Genomic DNA, 20,888 nt, shown 5'->3' with positions numbered 1-20,888 from the left:
CGCCATCCCAGCACCGTTTCACCTGAAACACGATGAAACGTCGAAACGCCCCGTGAAACACTCCCAGTCCAGCCTTGCCGTCGCGCCGGAATCTAAGCCTTTGAATATTAAGATAATTTAAGCAAGATGGCTCTCTGGCATGAAAACTGCTGAAACAGAAGTTTTTTGAAAATGAGGAACTTATGAGCCAAATTTCAGCCACCCGCCGTGCCGCGTTTCGTCAGCGTGTTCAGGAACGTAAAGGAATCCTTGTCACCGGGGCTTTCAATGCGCTTAGTGCGCGCGTCATTGAAGACCTCGGATTCGAAGCCTTGTATTTGACTGGCGCCGGTATTTCCAATATGTCGCTTGGCTTGCCCGATCTTGGTTTCATCGGATTGCATGAAGTAGCCGAGCATACCGCGCGCGTTCGGGACGCCTCCACTCTGCCGATTATCGTGGATGCCGACACCGGCTTTGGCAATGCCTTGAATGTCTTCCGCACGGTCCGCACACTTGAACGTGCCGGCGCCGATGCCATTCAGCTCGAAGACCAGGTCATGCCGAAGAAATGCGGTCACTTTGCCGGGAAAGCGGTGATCTCGACCAGTGAAATGGTCGGCAAATTACACGCGGCGGTGGATGCGCGCGAAGACCGGAACGTGCAGCTTATCGCCCGCTGCGATGCCTGTGCCGTGCACGGCATCGAGGACGCTATCGAGCGCAGCCATCGCTACATTGAGGCCGGCGCAGACATTCTCTTCATCGAAGCGACCGAAACGCTGGCGGACATAAAACGCCTGCCGCAGCTGTTTAAAACGCCGCAGCTTATCAATATCGTCATCGGCGGCAAAACACCTACCTTATCGCGCGCTGAACTTGAACAACTAGGCTACGGGATAGTCTTGTACGCCAATGCCACCCTGCAAAGCGCGGTACATGGGATGCAAAAGGCCTTGCGCCAGCTGCGCGAGAATGGCCAGCTGGCGGAAGATTTATCGCTGGTGGCGCCATTCGAGGAAAGACAGCGTTTGGTCGACAAGGAGCTATACGACTCCCTTGAGCGCAAATACGCGCCTGCGGACTAAGCAGGCTGTTCGGGTAAGCCTGGCCTTTCGGCCTGTGCGCGGTTTGTGGATCACCAAGCAACGCCAGCAGATAACTGACCTGCTTTGAGAATTTGTAGCCACCGCCGCAATTAGTCTTCGACTTTACGCCGCCATTTTTTGGCGCCGCAGATTCCCGACCAAAGCTGGGGTGCGGTTGCCGAGCGCAGAATGCGGCCGCTCATTGTTATAGAAGTGCCGCCATTTTTCAATCACGAGTTTGGCTTCTTGGCGGCTTAGGAACCATTCCCGATTCAGACACTCGTCGCGCAGCTTGCCATTAAAGCTCTCAACGAATCCATTTTGCCAAGGGCTACCGTAGCGGCAGGGATGCGGATGTCGCTGCCACAGCGCCGCTTCCTCGGCCTGCGTTTGGGGAGGTTTAACCCCAGCCGGCTCCAAAGCCTCCATACCCGGCTTTCAGACATATCCGTCATCACGGCGATCCGACGATAACCGAAACGTGGATATCGACCGGATGCATCGATCAAGACAGAACCTAGCATCTGATCTTTGGCGGGTTGCTTCAGATCGTACTGCGCAACGCGCCTACTTACCCCGGCATATCGGCATGCAGCGCGCTCAGAAAGTCCTTTGCCTTTCAGGATCTCGAGGGCCTGGCGCTTCGCTACCGGGGTCACCATTTTTTCCAGCGATCTCCTTCAATCCCTCGATCGCCAGCAACTGTTCTGCCAGGAGCTTCTTCAACTTGGCGTTCTCAGCCTCCAAGTCCTTGAGCCGACGTGCTTCCGGCACGGTAAAGCCGTTGTACTTAGTGCGCCACCGGAAAAAAGTCTGCTCGGTGATATTGTGCTTCTTACAGAGATCGCGAATTACGACGCCGTCGGCATCGGCCTGGCGCAAAATTCCAATGATCTGTTCTTCGGTGAATCGTTTCTTCATCTAGCCTCCATGTGCAAAAATAACATGAAGACTAACCAAGCGGCTGGCTACATCTTTTCTAGCAGGTCAGCTTGCCGCTGCCACCGTTTGCTGGACCATGCCAAGTAAAAAAGCCCCTGGAAATCCAGGGGCTTTGCCTTTTTTGCTGCCGAGTACCTCGTTATGTAGCCGGCTCAAATATGCAGGGCATGCCCCAAGGCGCGCAGCGCTGCCTCCTGGATCGCTTCGCCCAAGGTCGGATGCGCGTGGATCGTGCCCGCCACATCTTCGAGCGTCGCGCCCATCTCGATGGATTGGCCGAACGCGGCGGACAGCTCCGACACCGCCTTGCCGACCGCCTGCCAGCCGATGATCAGATGGTTGTCGCTGCGCGCCACCACCCGCACGAAACCGTCCTTCGATTCGAGCGACATGGCGCGCCCGTTGGCGGCGAAGGGGAACATCGCGTCGATGCAGGCGATGCCCTGCGCGCGCGCCTGCTGCGGCGTGAGGCCGACCACCACCACTTCCGGATCGGTAAAGCACACCGCCGCAATGGCCGCAGGCGTGAAATGGCGGCGCTTGCCGCTGATGATCTCGGCCACCATCTCGCCTTGCGCCATGGCGCGGTGCGCCAGCATCGGCTCACCGGTCACGTCGCCGATGGCCCATACATCGCGCATCGACGTGCGGCACTGGTCGTCGACCTTGATGAAATGCCCATCCATGTCGATGCGCAGCTTCTCCAGGCCGAAGCCGCGTGTATTCGGACGCCGACCGACGGCGACCAGCACCTGATCCGCGGCCAATACCGACTCTTCGCCAGCGGCATTCTTGATACGCACCGCACTGCCCTTCTCGTCCAGGCCGAGCACCGAGCAACCCAGGTGGGTTTCGACGCCCAGGCCCTTGAGCGCAATGCCGACGGGACGGGTCAGATCCGCATCATAGGCTGGCAGGATGCGCTCCTGCGCTTCCACCACATGCACCTGCGCTCCCAACTTGGCATAGGTGATGCCCAGTTCAAGACCGATATAACCTCCGCCCACGACCACCAGTTTGTCCGGCACGGTCTTGGGCGACAGCGCTTCCGTTGCGCTGATCACCGGCCCGCCGAACGGCATGAAGGGCAATTCGGTAGCGTGCGAACCAGTGGCCAGCAGCAGGTGCTGGCAGCCGATGCGCTGCGGGATTTCGCCGTCGCGTATCACCTCGACGGTCTTGCCGTCGACGATATTGGCCCAGCCCTTGACGACATGCACACCGCTTTTTTTCAGCAGTGCCGCCACGCCGCCGGTCAGGCGGCTGACGATGCCGTCTTTCCACAGCACGGTCTGGCCGATGTCGATGCGCGGCGACTGCACCGAAATGCCAAGCGCCGAGCCGCCCGCGAAATGGGTGGCTTTTTCGAACTCTTCGGCCGCATGGATCAGCGCCTTCGAGGGTATGCAGCCGACATTGAGGCAGGTGCCGCCCAGCTCAGCGGCCTCGATCAGCGTGGTAGGTATGCCCAGCTGGCCGGCGCGGATGGCCGCGATATAGCCGCCAGGACCGCCGCCGATCACCAGCAGCGTAGTGGTATGTTGATTCATCGATTACTCCACAAATAGCATCGCAGGGCATTCCAGCAAGGCGCGGATCGCTTGCACGAACTGGGCCGCATGCATGCCGTCGACCACGCGGTGGTCGAACGAGGACGAGAGGTTCATCATCTTGCGCACTACCAGCCCGCCCTGGCGCACCATGGGCCGCTCCACGATCTTGTTGACGCCGATGATGGCCACTTCGGGATGGTTGATCACAGGCGTCGTGACGATGCCGCCCAAGGCGCCCAGGCTGGAGATGGTGATCGTCGAGCCGGACAGTTCTTCGCGCGTGGCCTTGCCCGTGCGCGCGGCATCGGCCAGGCGTCCGATCTCGGTGGCGCACGACCACAGATCGAGCGCCTCGGCGTGGCGCATCACCGACACCATCAGGCCGGCGTCGGTCTGGGTGGCGACGCCCAGATGGACGGCGCCGTATTGCGTAACGACGCCGGCGTCGTCATCGTAGCGCGCGTTCATCTGCGGGAACTGGCGCAGAGCGACAACCAGGGCGCGCGCCAGCAGCGGCAGCACGGTCAGCTTGCCGCGCTCCTTGCCCCACTGTTCGTTCATGCGCGCGCGCAGGCTCTCAAGCTCCGTGACGTCGATCTCCTCCACGTAGGAGAAGTGCGGGATGCGGCGCTTCGACTCCTGCATCTTCTGCGCGATCTTGCGGCGCAGGCCAATCACCGGGATGGTCTGTTCCGTATGGTTCTCGCGATAGCCGCCCGGACCTGCGGATGGTGCGTCCTGCACGCCGCGCGCGACGTAAGAGTCGAGATCCGAGTGCAGAATGCGGCCGGCCGGGCCGCTGCCATGCACAAACTGCAATTCAACGCCCATATCCCAAGCGCGCTTGCGCACCGCAGGCGAAGCAAGCGGACGTTCGCCTGCTTCGCGCGCCGCGCGGGTGGATGCCGCGGACGAGGTGGCGGCAGGCACCGCTGCAGGTTTGGCTGCGGCAGGCGTGGCTGCGGGTTTGTCGGCCACGGGAGCCGCTGCGGGAGCTACCGGCGCGGCAGCAGGGACAGGAGCCGGGGCCGACGCCACAGCCGGCGCGGCAGCTGCGGCGGACTGCGGTTTCAGGTTACCCGCGCCCTCCACTTCAATATGGATCAGGTCCGCTCCTACGGCCATCACCTGGCCCGCAGCACCACCGAGCATGGCTACGGTGCCGTGCACCGGCGATGGAATCTCAATGGTGGCCTTGTCGGTCATGACGTCAGCCAGGATCATATCCTCGGTAACCGCGTCGCCCACCTTCACATGCCACATAACCAGTTCAACTTCTGCAATGCCCTCGCCAATGTCAGGCATCTTGATGACGTGAATACCCATCTTTATTATGCCTCCACCGCACGTTTGAACGCTGCGCCAACGCGCGCAGGCCCCGGGAAATACGCCCATTCCTGCGCATGCGGGTAAGGTGTATCCCAACCCGTTACGCGTTCAATCGGCGCTTCCAGATGGTAGAAGCAATGCTCTTGAACCAGCGACACCAGTTCGGCGCCGAAACCGCAGGTGCGCGTAGCCTCATGCACCACCACGCAACGGCGGGTTTTCTTGACCGACTCGACGATCGTTTCCAGATCCAGCGGCCAAAGGCTGCGCAGGTCGATGATCTCGGCGTCGATGCCGGTCTCGCGCGCCGCCGCCTCGCTTACCCACACCATGGTGCCGTAGGCGAGCACGGTGAGCTGCTTGCCCGGGCGGAAAATGGCCGCCTTGTCGAGCGGGACGGTGTAATACCCTTCCGGCACCTCGCCCAACGGATTTTGCGACCAGGGCACCACCGGTTTGTCGTGGTGGCCGTCGAACGGGCCGTTGTACAGCCGCTTCGGCTCCAGGAAGATCACCGGATCGTCATTCTCGATGGAGGCAATCAGCAAGCCCTTGGCGTCGTAAGGATTCGACGGCATCACGGTGCGCAAGCCGCAAACGTGGGCAAACACCGCCTCCGGGCTTTGGCTGTGGGTCTGGCCGCCGTAGATGCCGCCGCCGCAAGGCGTGCGGATGGTGATCGGCGCGGTAAAGTCGCCGGCCGAACGGTAGCGCAGGCGCGCCGCCTCGGACACGATCTGGTCGTAGGCCGGATAAATGTAATCGGCAAACTGGATTTCGATGCATGGGCGCAGACCATACGCCCCCATGCCGATTGCCACGCCGACGATGCCGCCTTCGGAAATCGGCGTGTCGAACACGCGCGATTTGCCGTATTTCTTTTGCAGGCCCTCGGTGCAGCGGAACACGCCGCCGAAGTAGCCCACGTCCTGGCCGAAGACCACGACGTTGTCATCCTTCTCCATCATCACGTCCATCGCCGAACGCAGCGCCTGGATCATGGTCATGGAAGTCTTCACTATATTCTCCGCCATCTTAGATCCCCAGTTGCTGACGTTGTACGCGCAAATGTTCCGGCATGTCTTTATAGATGCCGTCGAACATTTCGGCTGGACTGAAGGTATGGCCGCTGGCCATGGTGCCGTATTGCTCGGCTTCCTTCTGGGCGGCCAATACTTCCGCCTCCAGGCGCTTCTGGGTTTCTTCGTGCTCCTGCTCGGACCACGCGCCGGCCTTGATCAAGTATTGCTTCAGGCGCGCGATCGGATCTCCCAGCGGGAAATGCGACCAGTCGTCGCCGGGACGGTACTTCGATGGATCGTCCGAGGTCGAATGCGGACCGGCGCGGTACGTCACCCATTCGATCAGGCATGGTCCGAGGTTGCGGCGCGCGCGCTCGGCGGCCCAGCGCGATGCCGCGTACACGGCCAGGAAGTCATTGCCATCGACACGCAACGATGCGATGCCGCAGCCGACGCCACGCGCGGCGAAGGTGGTGTCCTCGCCGCCGGCGATGGCCTGGAAGGTCGAGATGGCCCACTGGTTGTTGACCACATTGAGGATGACCGGCGCGCGGTACACGTGGGCGAAAGTCAGGGCGGTGTCGAAGTCCGCTTCGGCCGTGGCGCCGTCGCCGATCCATGCCGAAGCGATCTTGGTATCGCCCTTGATCGCCGAGGCCATGCCCCAGCCGACCGCCTGGATGTATTGCGTCGCCAGGTTGCCGGAGATGGAGAAGAAGCCAGCCTTTTTCACCGAATACATGACGGGCAGTTGACGGCCTTTAAGCGGGTCGCGTTCGTTCGACATCAGCTGGCAGATCATATCCACCATTGGATAGTCGCGCACGACCAGAATGCTTTGCTGGCGATAGGTGGGGAAGCACATATCGTCCTCATTCAGCGCGAGCGCCTGCGCGGTGCCGATGGCTTCCTCGCCAAGGCTCTGCATGTAGAACGACATTTTCTTTTGGCGCTGCGCCATCAGCATGCGGCTATCGAAGACGCGGGTCTTCATCATGGCGCGCAAACCCTTGCGCACGACTTCGATATCGATTTGCGGCACCCACGGCCCGACCGCGTTGCCCTCGGCGTCGATCACGCTGATCAGGGAGTACGCAAGATCGCGCGTATCCATGGGGGCCACATCGACTTCGGGACGGCGCACGGCGCCAGCCGGCGACAGGCGTAGATAGGAAAAATCTGTTGCACAACCTGGACGCCCCGTTGGTTCGGGGACGTGCAAGCGTAATGGTTCACCCTTGCTCATTCTGATTCCTTGATGTGCGATGGTTTCGCACTTGCAGTGATCAATCCTGGCTGGTCTGCGGCGGGTAGCTGCAGTCGGCCGGACCGTGGAACCGCCCGCTGCATTTGCATGGCGGGCACGAAAACATTTCCTGGACAACAATGAGAGCGTACCATGCTTTCCTCTTCTCAAGAAGAGTTGTTCGCATTCCCCCTTCGGCACGAGGGGAAATGCGATGTCGACGCCAGACCACGCCGCCCTACCCGCGTCCTGCTTGCGGTTTCCGGATCCCCAGCGCTATGCCGCCGAGTATGGCCGCGGAAGCCAATACCAGACGCAGGCTGATGCTCTCGCCAAGCAGTATGACGCCGCCGAGCGCGGCAATCACCGGCACGCTCAGTTGCACGGTCGCCGCGCTGATCGCCCGTAAAGCGGGCAAAACGCTGTACCAGATGACGTATCCCAAGCCCGATGTCACGGCGCCCGACAAAACGGCATATCCAAGGCCGGCCATATCCACAGACGCCTGTCCTCGCATTGCCAGGAACAGGCCCGGCCCCGCCGCGACAAGTGCCGCCCGCGCAAAATTTCCAGCAGTCACTTCTGTCGGATCACCCGCGCCCTTGGCGCGAAGCGAATAGATCCCCCAGGCAGCGCCGGCGGATAACATCAGCAACGCCCCTACGACGGGCGGCGAGGCGAGGCCCGGCAGCAGCAAGACCACCAACCCACCTGCTGCCAGTAGAAACCCGGCGAACTGAATCCGGGATAGCCGCTCTCCAGTCCAGATTCCACGCCCAACATAGCTAAAAGTGCAATTTGCAAGTAGAATGCGCGGCAATTACGTGAATGGTGCCCTCCCGCTTCTCAGCGGGAGGGTGAAACGGGAAGCCGGTGACCTGCGAGATTTTCATTTCGCACCAGTCCGGCGCAGCCCCCGCTGCTGTAAGCCTGACGACCCTGTTCAACCGCCACTGCGCATCGCGCGGGAAGGCAAGAACAGGGAAGGATGAGGGCAAGCCAGAAGACCGGCCAGTCACGATGCATGCGTCAAGCCACGGGGCGTGGCTTGACCAGAGATACGTTCGCTGTTTTTTCATTGATCGTTTAAGCAATCGCACACGGCCGCCGTGCGCGCTGCCGTTCGCTTCGCGCGCACGGTCAGCGCCATGCCTGCTGGTGGGCTTGCGCGCCACAAATTTACTGACTACAGAACTGCTGCCATGATCCCATTCCGTCCCAACCACGCCCCCTCCCTGCGTCCTATCGTTGCCACCATCGCCGCACTTTGCGCCCCGGGCATCTGGGCGCAGCAAACCGAAGTCATGCCAACCGTGACGGTGCAGGCAAAGGCGTCGCATGAAGGATTGGGCCTGACCAGCGAGAGCGCGACGGCCAGCCGCTTGAACCTGACCTTGCAGGAGCTGCCGGCCAGCGCCGAAATGCTCGGCGCCGACACCATGCAGGCACGCGGCGACCTGCTGCTCAAGGATGCCATCACCCGTACCACCGGCCTGACCGACACGAGCTCGCCGGGCAATGGCGTGGCCTACTCTTCCCGCGGTTTCAGCGGCAATAGCGCCATCGCCCTGCTGGAAAATGGCCAGCGTCCGCAAGTCGGCTCGGGCACGGCGACCTATCCAGCCGATCCCTGGGGCTACGAATATATCGAAGTGCTGCGCGGCCCAGGTTCGATCGTCTATGGCAGCGGCACCACCGGCGCCACCATCAACGCCGTGCGCAAGGCGCCGCAGCGCAAGACCAGCGTCGAAGCCATGGCCGGCATCGGCGGCGGCAAGACGCTGCGCGGCGGCATTGGCGCCACCGGCGCCCTGGGCGACAAAGGCGCGTTCCGCGTCGACGCCTATGCCGACCGCAGCGACGGCTTTATCGATCGTGGCCAATCGCGCCGCGGCAAGATCCTGACCAGCATGAATTATGCGCTGGCCTCCAACGTCGACTTTGACCTCTCGCTCGACCACTCGGAGCAACGTCCTCGGCGCTATTTCGGCACGCCGCTGGTCGAGGGCCGGATCGCGCGCGAACTGCGCGACCAGAACTACAACGTCGGCGACGCCGACATCTCGTTCAAGGACGACAAGGCGGTTGCCCGCCTGACCTGGCGCGTCAGCCCGGCGCTGAGCATCAGCAATGAGTTGGCCTATATGAAGGCGCACCGCAATTGGCGCAATGTGGAACACTATTCCTATGACGCGCAAGCCAAGGTGGTCAAGCGTAGCGACTACCTCGCCCTCCAGCACGATCAGGAACAAACCGGTAATCGCCTCGAAGCGCGCTGGAACGCCGGCGCCAACCGCGTAGTGGCCGGATGGGAAGCCGCCACCATCAACTTCACGCACACCAATAACTCGCCCTACGGCGGCGCGTCCACCGTGGCGCCGATTGGCTTCAACCCGGGCACATTCGACAGCCCGGATCCGCTGCGGCCCAACTTCCGCACCGACACCACCACCAATGCGCTGTACTTTGAGGACGCCTACAGCGTCAACGAACGCTTGCTGTTCCTGGCCGGCCTGCGCCATGACCAGTACAAGGTCGATCGCGTCAGCCTTCTGGGCGCGGCGGGCTTCAGCTCCAAGCTGCATGCGAACGCTGTCCGTCTCGGCTTGACCTGGAAACTCAGCGCCGACACCGCCCTGTATGGGCAGGTCAGCAGCGGCAGCGATCCGGTCACCAGCCTGCTGTCGCTAAACCTGAGCAACAGCCGCTACAAGCTGACCAGCTCACGCCAGGTCGAGACCGGCATCAAGCAGTCGCTGGCCAATGGCAAGGCGGAATGGACCGCGGCCTTGTACCGCATCAGCAAGGACGACATCATCACCCGCGATCCCGCCAATCCGGCGCTGTCGATCCAGGGCGGTTCGCAATCGTCGCGCGGCGCCGAAGTCAGTGCCAGCGTCGCGCTGGCGTCCGCATGGCGCCTGGCAGCGAACGCGGCCTACACCGACGCCCAGTTCGACCAGCTGCTTGAAGGCGGCAATATCTCGCGCGCCGGCAAGCGCCCGTCCAATGTGCCGAAAATCTCGTCCAACCTGTGGCTCACCTACCGCGCCGAGGGCTGGCGCGCAGCGGTCGGCGCGCGCTACGTCGGCGAACGCTATATCGACAACGGCAACACCAAGGTATTGCCGGCCTACGCCACGATGGATGCATCGCTGGGCTGGAACGTCAACCGCAATCTGCTGGTGCAGCTGAACTTGCGCAACCTGACCGACAAGCTGTACGCCACCACCTCGTACAGCGATAGCCAGTACCTGCTGGGCGACCGCCGCCACGTCGAGCTGAGCGCCCAATGGCGCTATTGATCGCCGGCGCCATGGGTTCCTGGAAGCGCCAGCTGCACCTGCTGCACCGCTGGCTGGGCATCGGCATCGGCTTGCTGGTGCTGCTGTGGTTCGGCTCCGGCATCGTGATGATGTATGTGCCGTATCCGAAGCTCAGCGAACAGGAACGCAGGGCCTGGCTCCCGGCGCTGGATGCGGCACAGGTCAAGGTCAGCGCGTGGGATGCCTGGCAGTCCCTCGCGCAGCCCGGCGTTCCCAGCGTCGTGAAACTCAACACCGTGGCGGGCCGGCCCGCCTACCATTTCATGGGCAATGGCCGCTGGTCGTCCGTCTGGGCCGACACCGGCGCCGCATTGCACGCCACGGAAGCCATGGCGCGCGCCGCTGCGGCCAGCGCCGCCCCTGGCGCCACCGCTTTATCGGTCGGCCAGATCGACCTGGACCAGTGGACTTTCGGTCCAGTCAAAATGCACCGGCCGCTGTACCGTGTTGAAGCGGACGACGTTGCGGGCAGTGTGTTGTACGTATCGGGCCGCACCGGCGAACTGGTGCGCGACACGACGCGCAGTGAACGTGCATGGAACTGGGCCGGATCGGTGATCCACTGGATTTACTTTACGCCCTTGCGTACGCATGGCGAGCCATGGCGCCAGGTGGTGATGTGGACCTCGGGCGCGGCTTTCCTCCTGGTCATGGCCGGCATGGTGCTGGGCATACAGCGAATCAGGCTGCGCCAGCCCTATGCCAGCGGACGGCGCTCGCCCTATCGCGGCTGGCAGGCTTGGCACCACTGGCTCGGCCTGGGCGTCGGTACGCTGACGTTGACCTGGCTGTTCAGCGGCTGGCTATCCGTCACGCCATTCGACTGGCTCGCGTCGCCGGGCGTGACAGCAAAAGACAGGCTGGCATTCGCGGGCGGCCCGCTGAACCAGGGGGATTTGTCAGTGGCGTTGGCCCCGGCCATCCGCGCGCGTCCCGGCCTGCTCGAACTGGAATGGCGGCGGGTAGGCGGCAAGTTATATTTTAGTGCGCTCGAACGCACAGGGCGCAGCCTGTTAAGCGCCGAGAACGGCGCGGTACTGCCATCGATTCCGGACAAGGCGCTGCTGCTCGCCATCCGCGCCACCCGGCCCGACGTTCCCTTGCTGGCAGTCGAGCGGCTTACCAGCGGCGACAGCTATTACTACAGCCATCATGCCGACCGCCCCTTCCCCGTCATGCGCGCGCAGTTCATGCTGGCTGACGAGACAACCTTCTATGTCAACCCGGCCCAGGGGACGCTGGTCGCCTATGCCGACCGCAACAGCAAGTGGAACCGCTGGCTATTCAACGGCTTGCATCAGCTCGATTTTGCAGCCAGCCTGCGCACTCGCCCGGTATGGGACGTGATGGTGGCATCGCTTAGCGTGCTGGGCGCGATGCTGAGCGCAACGGGACTGGTCCTGGGCTGGCGCCGCCTGAGGAAGCGCCGCCCGAAACCGCTCCGGCGCGATCAGGCGTACATCGCATCGAGTTGACGCTGCATTTCTTCGCCGGACACTTGTTTCTTATGCGTGGCGATGGTCCAGGTATTGCCGAACGGGTCGATCACGCGGCCTTCGCGCGAGCCGAAGAACATATCGGTCACCGGACTCAGCTCCTTGGCGCCTTCCGTGATGGCCAACGCGAACGTGGCGTCCGAATCGGGCACATAGATTTGCGCCAGCAAGGGCTGTTCCGGCCAGCCCTCCATCGCCTCGCCCAGATTGATGCGCGAGTCGCCGAATTTCAATTCGCAATGGACTACTTTGCCATCCGGCGTGTTGAGGCGCAGCAGCTCTTCCGCACCAAACACTTTCTGGTAAAACTTGACGGCATCGGTCACGCTGCTGACGATGCTGTTTGGCGTGATGGTATTAAAGCCTTCGGGTTTTCCCATGGTACTCATTAATATCTCCTTCAACGCGGCCTCAAGAATAATGCCAAGGTAGCATGCTTTTCCGTCATCATGCGCTCCGCAAGAAAATAATAAAGCATCACAATTAAAGTTTCCCCAACAACCTGTCGATAAGCGGGTATGAGTTCCATCACTACCCTCTCCAACTGGCAACCAGCCACCCGCTACGTCGCGCCCACATCCGGCCGCAATAGCAATCCCATCGTCGCCAAATTAGACGCGGCGGCGGCGACGTCGCCATCAACGATCGTCACACTGAGTCCAGAAGCGCTCGCTGCTGCATCCGCCCCCATCCCGACCCGCTTGCGCTACCAGGACCTTGGTTCGGACATGCTCAAGCAGCTCGACTCCGGTTCGGTGATTCCGCTGGACCATGCCAAATTGCCGGAGTCGGTGGATAACAAGTTCAGCTTGAGTATCACCACTCGAAGCGGCACCAAGGTTGACCTTACGCTGGCCAATGTTGGCGATGAAATGATCTACCAGATCAGCTCAAGCGCCGAACTGACGGGTGAGGAGCGCAAGGCACTGTCCCATCTGGCGGAAGGATTCCAGAGCGCCATCGACGGCATGGCGGGATCGAACCCGCAAGTCCGGCTAGGCGGCCTGACACAGCTCGATAGCAAGTTTGTGCAGTCCATCGACTTCCACGCCCAAGTGGAGCGCCCAGACGCCGCATCGCAGACTTTGGATTTCCACATTGACGACACAAAACGGAAAGTGAGCATTGGCGGACCTGAGGGGCAGGCTGAAGTGAACGTAAACACAAGCACTTTAGAGCACGTAGGCAACAAGCAGCAGCAGGAAAAAGCCCTCAAAAATTATCTGGCCCAATTCGATCAGGCGGCCTCGCGCGGGCGCGGTGACAAGCAGTTGATGTCAATGTTCAAAGACGCCTTCTCCGATATGAATCGAACCGCCATCAGCGAAGAACGGCGCAGCGACCTCAGTACACTGCACCGGTGGCAGCTGAACTCCCACGACCGTACCACGCTGACCGGCCTATCCGATTTCAGCGCTTCCGTCACCCAGACGCCGAAATACAGCAATCCGCTCAAGGCGCGGGAGGAAGACAACTTCTCCTACGATATTTCGCAGCAGACTGTGGTGGATAACCGCACTCCCGACGAGCGCTCCGTTCGCCAAACCCAGCAATCGCACATGGAGGCTCAATTCCATACCGAGATCGGCAAATCCAGCGCGCCAACGTTCGATGGAACGCCGCAAACCCAAAACTACGACTATCACCATATCAACGATAGCGCCAGCAGCAATGTCTCGCTGAATTACAGGGAAGGCAAGCTGAAAAAGGCGACGCTGGAACAGGTGGCCAACCAGTCGGAGCAAGTGCAGACATTCATACTAGGCAAGCTAACCGCGGACAAGACCACACCGAGCCAGCAGGCACTCGTGCGCGACCTGCTCCCCACGCTTACCTCATATGAGCACTATAAAGGTGAGGACAAGCTGAACGACAACATCTTCCTGCTCGGCTCACCGCGCGAACTTACAGCGCGCAACCTGGAGTTCTGAGGTCACACGTGTGATCCGCTGCGACCACGGAGTCAACGATGGATCACCGATCGCGGATGGCTCTAAGCAGTCGGCTGCATAGCGCTGCTGTCGCAATTTCTCCGAATTGGGCCAGCAGAGCGATTGCGTTCAAGTAGGTCTGCCGCATCTGTTGTTCCATGCCTGAGAAATCAGTTGGTTTGCCAGCGGCATCAAGCGGAGCCGGTGCGACCAGAGCGCCCTCGCCATCATGTCCAAGTTGACCGGAAACGTAAATCACGTCTTTCACCTTGACCGCCTGGTTGTAGCCATAGATGCCTTCCCAGGCAACGCCATGATTCGCGAATGTTTTGTTGATGGTTCTATTCATAATGGTCCCTCGGTTTGTTGAGATGTTTGGATTCGTACGCGCGACCGTTGTTGCCCGCATCAGCATACGGGGCTAATTTTCAGCGAACGAATCAATTACCGCATCCCTAAATAGGGTGATAGAACTTACGATTCCGCTTTCAAACTCTGCAATTCACCAGTTCGCACCTTGGCGGCCTTACTGTTGGATTTGGGTTGGCGGTGACGGACCGCCGCGATATGTCAGCCACTGCGTCCCGGAGCGACGAAGGCCAGGGCTTCCTCACAGGACTGCAGCACGAGATCGACATGTTTCGCCACTTGCGACAGTTCCTCAGCCATGCTGTCATGCGGACGGATGGTCGCCAGCGGAACGTCCGGCAGCGCGGCGCGCAGCTCGGTCACAGCGGCGGTCCACGCCGGCAGTTCACTTTCGACCGGATAGGCAATGAAAGCGGTGGAGATCAGTTGGCCGGCATCGGGCGCGCTGTCGGCATTGCTCTCATCCTGTTTGAGGACAAAACTGCGCGCATCCAGGCGCGCTTCGCGAAACACCAGCACCAGCAGCTCGCTCATGAACTCTTCACGCACACCCGGCATGGCCGTCGAGAGAATGACTGAGCGCGCCGGAACGTCCAGCGAACCTTGCCAGCGCCCCAACCTCTCCTCCCGACGGTGCCGTAGATGCGCGCCGATGCTTTCGTTCAGCATGGAGATCCTGCGCCGGCGCGAACGGCTCGACGAATGGCCGGCAGCCAAGGTATCCGCCACCATCGCGACGGTCGCCCGCAAGCGCTGCTCCTGGCTGCCCAGCAGGTCCGAGCTGGCAAGCGACATTCCGGGCAGCAGCACCTTGTCGCAATAGCGCGCCAAGGTCGACTTCCGCAAGAAAGCGCGCGCGTCCTCCAGAATGGCGTCGGCATCGCCGCTCAGCACACGGTGGTGGAAACGCTGCGCGTCGTTGGTGTCCGGCGCCTCCGCCAGCAGGATGCTGATCGGTTCCAGTCCTTTGATATAGCGGCCTGCGACCACGATACACAGTGTCAGCGGCGTCGATAACAGCAATCCAAGCGGCCCCCAGATGGCGCCCCAGAACAGCGCGGAAACAATGACCGCCAGCGCGGACATGCCGACACTGTGGCCGTACACCCGCGGCTCAACCACGTGCGCGACCAGCAGTTCCAGAATCAGGAACAGCACAAGCGCATATGCGGCGAGCATCCACCCCGGCTCCACCGCCGCCGCAAACAAGGCAATCGCGGCGCCTGCGATCAAGGCGCCGATATAGGGAACGAAGCGCAAGGCGGCGCAAATGGCGCCCCACAACGCCGCGTGCGGAATGCCGATCAGCCACAGGGCGATGCCGATCACCACGCCGAACATCACATTCAGCACCAGCTGAGCGAAGAAGAAGCGGGAGACACCTTCGGCCGCATCTTCCAGCCCTTTGATGGCGCGGCTCACTTCGCGTTGTCCGACCAGGCGCAGCACGCGGTCCCGCAGGTTCTCCCGATCCAGCAAGATGAAGACCAGCAGCACGAGTACCAGGAAAGCTTCGCCCAGCGGACCGGAAACCACGCCGATCGCTTTGGCGATAGCGTCGCTGGTGCTGGCACGCTCGTGAATTTCGACCGGCAACGGCCGCACACTGGTTTCATGATTCGTCGTCGCGGGCGTCCCTTCCAGCAATTGCGGCGCCAGGCGGGCTAGCGGATGCTGGGTCATTTCCTGCAATGATTTGGACTTGGCGCGGATCTCTGCACTGTATCGCGGCAGTTCGGACGTCAGCGCCAGCACGTTCGCACCAAGCACGGAAAAAGCAGCGGCAAAGACCACGACCACCAAGCCCAATGCGCCGAAAGTCGCACTCATACGCGACAATCCAAACCGGCCCGCCGTACGGATCAAGGGGGCGATCGCCAGGCTGAGTACCAGGGCCGCCACAACGGGCTGCAACACCTCCCGCCCAAAATACAAAAGACCAAGCACACACGCCGCCGTAACGGCAAAATTCACATTCATCAAGCGTACGCTCCAAGTACCATGAACAGGGTAATTACCTAGGCCACTACAAGGGCCGGCAGCCATACTACTTGATCTTCATGGCCACCGCCACCGAGGCTCTGACATGGATGCCATACGGCTCGAAAAACATGGTTTTTTCACGGAACAGCCGCGCAAATTACCACCCGGCCTATCGGAACACCGCTTGCTGCGCATCGGAGTACCCTTGCAATGTGAAAGTCGAAATCCTTATTTATCGCAGGCATCTCAATCCGTCCTGGGACTTGAGCGATCAGGAATCGAACATGCTGCAGAGACGCCTGCGAACCTTACCTCGCGTCGCCATGACGATACTGCCCGGCACGTTGGGCTACCCTGCCCTCCACATCGCCACGCACGCTCATTCAGGCGACCTGGTTCGCCGCCCCGACGCCTTGATCGAGGCGGAACTGGACGCCAACCTGATCTGGCTGCGACGCAGTGATGGCAGAGTCGAGTATCGCCTGGATGCCAGCCAGTCCATCTCGCGTTGGTTACTTTCCATCGCGCAGGGCCGCACGGACGAGGTCATTCGGAAGGTGGTGTTGGCCCGCATTGCCGCGCGGTGCACATGATGGCTCGGCAAAGTCCCCATACCAGCTACCGCGCTGTATGCAGACGTGCCGCTTATAACCGTTCTGCCGACGATGCACCACGCAACATCGATGCCGCTGGCTTACTGTTCATCTGCACGACGATCATGCCCAGCACGATCAGCGCAACACCCGCCACCCGCAACACGCTGGCCGGTTTGGCCGCCATCCCCATCAGGCCATAGTGATCGATCAGCAGCGATGCCAGCATCTGGCCGGCGACGACGCTGGCAATGAAGCTGGCAGCGCCCAGCTTGGGGGTCATGATCAGCGCGACAGTGATATAGAGCACGCCGGCTACGCCGCCCAGCCACCACCACGCCGGCCCCCGCGCCGCAATGGCCAACGCCGGTGCCGGGACGCGCATGAGCAGCATCAAGGGCAAGACCACCAGTACGCTGACGGCCAAGGACGTCAAGGTGGCCCACAATGGATGCCCTAACGCCCGGCCCAGCGCGGCATTGCTGGCGGCCTGGAAAGGCACGGCCGCGCCCGCCAGCACGGCAACGGCCATCGGCAACAGCTTGGAGAAAGAAGAAAACTTCAACATAGGGAACGCCTCATCGGAAATGAAAGAACTACCCCTATGCTGCTATATTCGCCAAATAAATGGAAATTCTGAATTGGCATTGATAGTATTCGTGACATGGATGATCTTAGACGTATCGACCTCAACCTGCTGCTGACGCTGCATGCCTTGTTGGCGGAGCAGCACGTCACCCGGGCAGCAGTGCGGCTGCACAAGAGCCAGCCAGCAGTCAGCCATGCGCTGGCCCAATTGCGGGACATCTTCCAAGATCCCTTGCTGATGCGGCGTGGCGCAGGGATGGCGTTGACGCCGCGCGCCCAGGATCTGCTGCAGCCGCTGTCAACGGCCCTACAGCACCTCAACGCCCTGCTGCAAGAAGGCAGCTTCGACCCGCGCCAGACGGTGCGCCGCTTTCGCGTCGCGATGTCCGACTACGCGGCCCATCTGGTCCTGCCGACACTGGTGAGGCGGCTGCGCGACGAGGCGCCGTGCGTCGACTTAGGCGTCTGCCATGCCAGCCGCGAGGCGATGCTGGCCCAGCTCGCCGACGGCGAGATCGACCTGGCCCTTGGCGTATTCCCGGAGGCACCCGGCGACATCGTGATCGACGCCTTGTTTGAGGAGCATTTTGTCAGCGTGGCCGACAGCCACACCCTCCCAAAGCGCGGCAGGCTACCACTGGACACATGGCTGGCACGGCCGCATGTGCTGGTCGCCACACGGCTGGACTCCGGCAGCGAAATCGATGCGGCCCTGGCTACGCAAGGGCTGCATCGGCACGTCGCCCTTGTCCTGCCCTATTGGCGGGCAGCGACCGAGGTCCTGGCCGGCACCGATTTCATCCTGACCGTTGCCAGCCGCACGCTGGAACATCTGCCGCATGACCAAGGACTGACCTGGTTCATGCCGCCCGTCCCCCTGCCCCGCTTCACGTTCCAACAGGCATGGCATCAACGGCGCCATGCCGATTCGGCGCACCACTGGTTACGCGGTTTGGTGATGGATTGCAGCCGGCCCTTGACGGCACCACAGACCAATCGGCGGTCGAAAGGCAGCCCATAAGCGCCACGCGCTGACGCGCTTTGCCAGGCCAACTTTCGAACACTTTCGGTATTCAGACGATTGCAAATCACCAGTTGAAGAAGGTAACGCCGGTTCCCATCACATGGAAATTAAAAACCCCTGATAAATCAGGGGTTTCGATGGCTTTCTTGCCGCATACCGCGCTAGGCGGCCGGACTAAGGACCATTCCCACTCGGTCATCAATAGGTCACTTAGACCCGTATAGTTAAAGGCATTGGTGGTGATTGATTTGGACTTTACCGTCAGAACCGCGCAGCTTGTCTTACGAGCGAGAGATTGAACTGCAGCGAACGACGTTGGCAATACCATCTTCAACCAGAATGTATCGTACCCGATTCAGCGGTATCTGCCCACATTACTTCCGCGCCAAAGTGTCGAAGGATATGGATTTTACCGGCGAGAGCGAATTTCCGTTGACAGTAAGCGCGGCTCAAAGTACCGGATCAATGCCTAGTCGTTGAATCAGCTCCTGCTGCAGCTCAATTGCGGAGAGTTTTCGCTTTCCCGCGTCCGTCTTGACATATACCTCCTGCCCGCCGGTCGCGAAAAGCAATGTGCGCCTGACCGATGGCACCCGGACTTCCACGACAAACAAATCATCTATCGGAGCAAAGCCATTACTCACCGGATGAAGCTCGATCCGATAGGAAGTTGGAGCGATAGGAGGAACAATCTGATGCAATCGTTCTGTGACAATACGCCGCAGTTCATCACAGTCCTGCGGCTGAAGTTGGACTCCAACGATAGATCGGTCCGAATCACGAATTCCCAAAAAAATGGCGTCCTCTTGCGCTATACCTGCATTCATAAATGCAACTACATACTGATCCACAATCCCCTTAATTGCGCCAAGTGGATTACCTCCCATATCATGCTTGACCGTTATTACTTACAGAGCAGGATGACGGCCATTGCTTGGAATGAATGATTGCCTCGATCATTCCAAGTGTAAGTGGGCTGTAGTCTGCCTTACGTTCCACTATGCGCCTAGCGAAAGGAATCTGCCATAGAAGGAATCTCGATACGCCCGTCTTTCCAGGAAATTCAAGCGGGAAGTACGTTTTAAAGTCAAAATTCGTCATATCAACTTGGTAGGCATTTACCAACACCTCCATACAGCCTTCCGCGACCTCTCCATAAATCCCCAAATCGTGGTAAAGCCTCGTATTTAAATCGCAATTATCAATCCGCGACTGGCGAAGACCACACAGCTTCAGAAAGTTAATTAGCACTGGTGTCAGTCCGCTCATGATCTGCTTTCAATCGCATGTAAATGCGTCATAAAGTTCGTATCCGGCAAATGCCGCAGAAGCATAAGGCACTCTACGGGCCACACTCGTAATAGCATTTCGCGTGGCAATCGAATATGCACCGCTTCTCGCCGCAGCATGATTAATCTTACTGAAGATCGATGTTTTACTACCCGCCGGACCGCCTCCCGCCACGCCAGTACGTGGCTTGGAATCATATGGTCCAAAAAGCCCAACGGCGCCACCCAAAGCCCCGTTTCCGGCAGCTCCCGCTGGTGTGCTGGCGGTTGGGCATGAGCAGTTTTTCTTTTTCCACTCGCTCACGCCGTAGTCGAACGCCATACCGACACCGATACCAATCAGGATCGGAACGAAAGCGACTTCACCAGTTGGATCGACTTTACTATGCGGGTTTCCTTCAACGTACCCATAGGTGTTGAGACCGCCGTTCAGGCCAATTGGATCACTCTGCAGATACCGCCCCGTCTGCGGATCATAATCCCGATAGTAGTTGTAGTTTAGCGTAGTTTCTCTATCGGAGTATTGGCCAGGAAACCGCAGCTTAAACTCATTGTCTGCCGACAGAAGAGATCGCGGTGGCTGTGAACCAAATGCGTCGGCATCCCAAAGCCAAACAGCGATACCGGCGGCACTGCTGAGCAGTCGTGGTGTACCCAGATGATCCACGTGGATGTAGAGCGTTGCGTCCTTTTCTCCCTGAGCGGAGGGAGTACTGAATAATCTGGCGACAGGAATATCATTCAGATAAACGTATTCTAAGAAGGTTTCGCCGTTACTCTCCGCCAGCAACTTCCCTTGCATGCCGTAATGAAATACCGTGGGCGCATTGGGCGTCCTTTTCTGCACGCGCTCGCCGACAGAGTTAATCAGATATACGACGCGTCCAATCGCAGTGTCTGCGGCAACCAATCGGCCACGGGCATCATAGCTGAACGAGCTATTCGCATTGCTGACCATGCTCCCGTTGGCATCTGATAGGATCGCCGTCGTTTGTATCCCCGCCACTTGTATAAGGTGGTTACTATCGGTCGCATAGCTTGCCGTGGTCTAATTTGCCCGGACACCTCAATAGGTGGAAAATCCACTATCTGAGGAGTTAAAGCATGACGACAAGAAAACGTAAAACATT

Annotated in this window: 19 protein-coding genes, 1 pseudogene and 1 riboswitch; of the genes and pseudogenes, 6 read left to right on the top strand and 14 right to left on the bottom strand. The window is 60.3% G+C overall.

Going from position 1 to position 20,888, the window contains the following annotated elements:
• Positions 1 to 182: 182 nt before the first annotated feature.
• The gene (locus FHS03_RS24240) at positions 183 to 1,067 is read left to right on the top strand and encodes an isocitrate lyase/PEP mutase family protein (protein WP_183443485.1); all 885 of its coding nucleotides are present in this window, start codon (positions 183 to 185) and stop codon (positions 1,065 to 1,067) included.
• 123 nt (positions 1,068 to 1,190) lie between these two features.
• On the opposite strand, the pseudogene FHS03_RS28470 reads toward FHS03_RS24240, so the two are convergent.
• The 7 genes and pseudogenes from FHS03_RS28470 to FHS03_RS24205 all read right to left on the bottom strand — a co-directional run.
• A pseudogene (locus FHS03_RS28470) lies at positions 1,191 to 1,409 on the bottom strand (integrase core domain-containing protein); the annotation flags it as partial.
• Positions 1,410 to 1,667: 258 nt separating this feature from the next.
• Entirely contained in the window at positions 1,668 to 1,988 is a 321-nt protein-coding gene (locus FHS03_RS28465; protein WP_183443482.1) for a transposase, read from the bottom strand.
• A gap of 173 nt (positions 1,989 to 2,161) precedes the next feature.
• On the bottom strand, positions 2,162 to 3,559 hold the full coding sequence (lpdA, locus tag FHS03_RS24225) for a dihydrolipoyl dehydrogenase (protein ID WP_183443480.1): 1,398 nt from the start codon (positions 3,557 to 3,559) through the stop codon (positions 2,162 to 2,164).
• A gap of 3 nt (positions 3,560 to 3,562) precedes the next feature.
• On the bottom strand, positions 3,563 to 4,888 hold the full coding sequence (locus FHS03_RS24220) for a dihydrolipoamide acetyltransferase family protein (RefSeq protein ID WP_183443478.1): 1,326 nt from the start codon (positions 4,886 to 4,888) through the stop codon (positions 3,563 to 3,565).
• A gap of 5 nt (positions 4,889 to 4,893) precedes the next feature.
• Positions 4,894 to 5,898 (bottom strand): alpha-ketoacid dehydrogenase subunit beta, encoded by a 1,005-nt coding sequence (locus FHS03_RS24215; protein ID WP_221208252.1) that lies wholly within the window; start codon positions 5,896 to 5,898, stop codon positions 4,894 to 4,896.
• A 28-nt stretch (positions 5,899 to 5,926) separates the two neighbouring features.
• Positions 5,927 to 7,159: a 3-methyl-2-oxobutanoate dehydrogenase (2-methylpropanoyl-transferring) subunit alpha gene (locus FHS03_RS24210; RefSeq protein WP_183443475.1), complete on the bottom strand. Its 1,233-nt coding sequence runs from the start codon at positions 7,157 to 7,159 to the stop codon at positions 5,927 to 5,929.
• Positions 7,160 to 7,397: 238 nt separating this feature from the next.
• Positions 7,398 to 7,862, bottom strand: a complete 465-nt coding sequence (locus FHS03_RS24205) for an EamA family transporter (protein ID WP_371871770.1) — start codon at positions 7,860 to 7,862, stop codon at positions 7,398 to 7,400.
• 109 nt (positions 7,863 to 7,971) lie between these two features.
• A riboswitch (cobalamin riboswitch) is annotated at positions 7,972 to 8,189 on the top strand.
• 172 nt (positions 8,190 to 8,361) lie between these two features.
• Here FHS03_RS24205 and FHS03_RS24200 point away from each other — a divergent pair.
• Complete coding sequence (locus tag FHS03_RS24200) at positions 8,362 to 10,464, top strand: TonB-dependent receptor (protein ID WP_183443472.1); 2,103 nt, start codon at positions 8,362 to 8,364, stop codon at positions 10,462 to 10,464.
• Positions 10,452 to 11,960, top strand: a complete 1,509-nt coding sequence (locus FHS03_RS24195) for a PepSY domain-containing protein (protein ID WP_183443471.1) — start codon at positions 10,452 to 10,454, stop codon at positions 11,958 to 11,960. The genes FHS03_RS24200 and FHS03_RS24195 overlap by 13 nt, the downstream gene beginning before the upstream one ends.
• Here the strand turns inward: FHS03_RS24195 and FHS03_RS24190 are convergent.
• Positions 11,936 to 12,370 (bottom strand): VOC family protein, encoded by a 435-nt coding sequence (locus tag FHS03_RS24190; RefSeq protein ID WP_183443470.1) that lies wholly within the window; start codon positions 12,368 to 12,370, stop codon positions 11,936 to 11,938. The two genes, FHS03_RS24195 and FHS03_RS24190, sit on opposite strands and share 25 nt — an antisense overlap.
• 129 nt (positions 12,371 to 12,499) lie before the next feature.
• On the opposite strand from FHS03_RS24190, the gene FHS03_RS24185 reads away from it, so the two are divergent.
• Positions 12,500 to 13,912, top strand: a complete 1,413-nt coding sequence (locus FHS03_RS24185; RefSeq protein ID WP_183443469.1) for a hypothetical protein — start codon at positions 12,500 to 12,502, stop codon at positions 13,910 to 13,912.
• 43 nt (positions 13,913 to 13,955) lie between these two features.
• On the opposite strand, the gene FHS03_RS24180 is transcribed toward FHS03_RS24185, so the two are convergent.
• Complete coding sequence (locus FHS03_RS24180; protein WP_183443468.1) at positions 13,956 to 14,261, bottom strand: RidA family protein; 306 nt, start codon at positions 14,259 to 14,261, stop codon at positions 13,956 to 13,958.
• 221 nt (positions 14,262 to 14,482) lie between these two features.
• Positions 14,483 to 16,261: an AI-2E family transporter gene (locus FHS03_RS24175; RefSeq protein ID WP_183443533.1), complete on the bottom strand. Its 1,779-nt coding sequence runs from the start codon at positions 16,259 to 16,261 to the stop codon at positions 14,483 to 14,485.
• Between the two features lie 80 nt (positions 16,262 to 16,341).
• On the opposite strand from FHS03_RS24175, the gene FHS03_RS24170 reads away from it, so the two are divergent.
• Positions 16,342 to 16,857 carry a hypothetical protein gene (locus FHS03_RS24170; RefSeq protein WP_183443467.1) on the top strand — a complete coding sequence of 172 codons (516 nt, stop codon included), beginning with the start codon at positions 16,342 to 16,344 and terminating at the stop codon, positions 16,855 to 16,857.
• 52 nt (positions 16,858 to 16,909) lie between these two features.
• Here the strand turns inward: FHS03_RS24170 and FHS03_RS24165 are convergent, their stop codons facing one another.
• Positions 16,910 to 17,425, bottom strand: a complete 516-nt coding sequence (locus FHS03_RS24165) for a DMT family transporter (protein ID WP_183443466.1) — start codon at positions 17,423 to 17,425, stop codon at positions 16,910 to 16,912.
• Between the two features lie 96 nt (positions 17,426 to 17,521).
• On the opposite strand from FHS03_RS24165, the gene FHS03_RS24160 reads away from it, so the two are divergent.
• The gene (locus FHS03_RS24160) at positions 17,522 to 18,466 is read left to right on the top strand and encodes a LysR family transcriptional regulator (protein ID WP_183443465.1); all 945 of its coding nucleotides are present in this window, start codon (positions 17,522 to 17,524) and stop codon (positions 18,464 to 18,466) included.
• 452 nt (positions 18,467 to 18,918) lie between these two features.
• On the opposite strand, the gene FHS03_RS24155 is transcribed toward FHS03_RS24160, so the two are convergent.
• The 3 genes from FHS03_RS24155 to FHS03_RS24145 are packed head-to-tail and all read right to left on the bottom strand — an operon-like array spanning position 18,919 to position 20,764.
• The gene (locus FHS03_RS24155) at positions 18,919 to 19,356 is read right to left on the bottom strand and encodes an AlbA family DNA-binding domain-containing protein (protein ID WP_183443464.1); all 438 of its coding nucleotides are present in this window, start codon (positions 19,354 to 19,356) and stop codon (positions 18,919 to 18,921) included.
• A gap of 1 nt (position 19,357) precedes the next feature.
• Complete coding sequence (locus FHS03_RS24150) at positions 19,358 to 19,738, bottom strand: DUF1493 family protein (protein ID WP_183443463.1); 381 nt, start codon at positions 19,736 to 19,738, stop codon at positions 19,358 to 19,360.
• Positions 19,739 to 19,747: 9 nt separating this feature from the next.
• Positions 19,748 to 20,764 (bottom strand): RHS repeat domain-containing protein, encoded by a 1,017-nt coding sequence (locus FHS03_RS24145; RefSeq protein WP_503826788.1) that lies wholly within the window; start codon positions 20,762 to 20,764, stop codon positions 19,748 to 19,750.
• Between the last annotated feature and the right edge of the window lie 124 nt (positions 20,765 to 20,888).

It is taken from the genome of Pseudoduganella violacea (assembly GCF_014191875.1).
GTDB classification, from domain to species: Bacteria; Pseudomonadota; Gammaproteobacteria; order Burkholderiales; family Burkholderiaceae_D; genus Rugamonas; species Rugamonas violacea_A.
This window is presented reverse-complemented; position numbering and strand designations above follow the sequence as displayed.

Bases quoted from the DNA above. Each gene is read 5' to 3' on its own strand.
- FHS03_RS24170 (WP_183443467.1), top strand. From the start codon at position 16,342: ATGGCCACCGCCACCGAGGCTCTGACATGGATGCCATACGGCTCGAAA.
- lpdA (WP_183443480.1), bottom strand. From the start codon at position 3,559: ATGAATCAACATACCACTACGCTGCTGGTGATCGGCGGCGGTCCTGGC.
- FHS03_RS24160 (WP_183443465.1), top strand. From the start codon at position 17,522: ATGGATGATCTTAGACGTATCGACCTCAACCTGCTGCTGACGCTGCAT.
- FHS03_RS24155 (WP_183443464.1), bottom strand. From the start codon at position 19,356: ATGGGAGGTAATCCACTTGGCGCAATTAAGGGGATTGTGGATCAGTAT.
- FHS03_RS24175 (WP_183443533.1), bottom strand. From the start codon at position 16,261: ATGAATGTGAATTTTGCCGTTACGGCGGCGTGTGTGCTTGGTCTTTTG.
- FHS03_RS24240 (WP_183443485.1), top strand. From the start codon at position 183: ATGAGCCAAATTTCAGCCACCCGCCGTGCCGCGTTTCGTCAGCGTGTT.
- FHS03_RS24200 (WP_183443472.1), top strand. From the start codon at position 8,362: ATGATCCCATTCCGTCCCAACCACGCCCCCTCCCTGCGTCCTATCGTT.
- FHS03_RS24180 (WP_183443468.1), bottom strand. From the start codon at position 14,261: ATGAATAGAACCATCAACAAAACATTCGCGAATCATGGCGTTGCCTGG.
- FHS03_RS24185 (WP_183443469.1), top strand. From the start codon at position 12,500: ATGAGTTCCATCACTACCCTCTCCAACTGGCAACCAGCCACCCGCTAC.
- FHS03_RS24210 (WP_183443475.1), bottom strand. From the start codon at position 7,159: ATGAGCAAGGGTGAACCATTACGCTTGCACGTCCCCGAACCAACGGGG.
- FHS03_RS24220 (WP_183443478.1), bottom strand. From the start codon at position 4,888: ATGGGTATTCACGTCATCAAGATGCCTGACATTGGCGAGGGCATTGCA.
- FHS03_RS24190 (WP_183443470.1), bottom strand. From the start codon at position 12,370: ATGAGTACCATGGGAAAACCCGAAGGCTTTAATACCATCACGCCAAAC.
- FHS03_RS24195 (WP_183443471.1), top strand. From the start codon at position 10,452: ATGGCGCTATTGATCGCCGGCGCCATGGGTTCCTGGAAGCGCCAGCTG.
- FHS03_RS24165 (WP_183443466.1), bottom strand. From the start codon at position 17,425: ATGTTGAAGTTTTCTTCTTTCTCCAAGCTGTTGCCGATGGCCGTTGCC.
- FHS03_RS24215 (WP_221208252.1), bottom strand. From the start codon at position 5,898: ATGACCATGATCCAGGCGCTGCGTTCGGCGATGGACGTGATGATGGAG.
- FHS03_RS24150 (WP_183443463.1), bottom strand. From the start codon at position 19,738: ATGAGCGGACTGACACCAGTGCTAATTAACTTTCTGAAGCTGTGTGGT.
- FHS03_RS28465 (WP_183443482.1), bottom strand. From the start codon at position 1,988: ATGAAGAAACGATTCACCGAAGAACAGATCATTGGAATTTTGCGCCAG.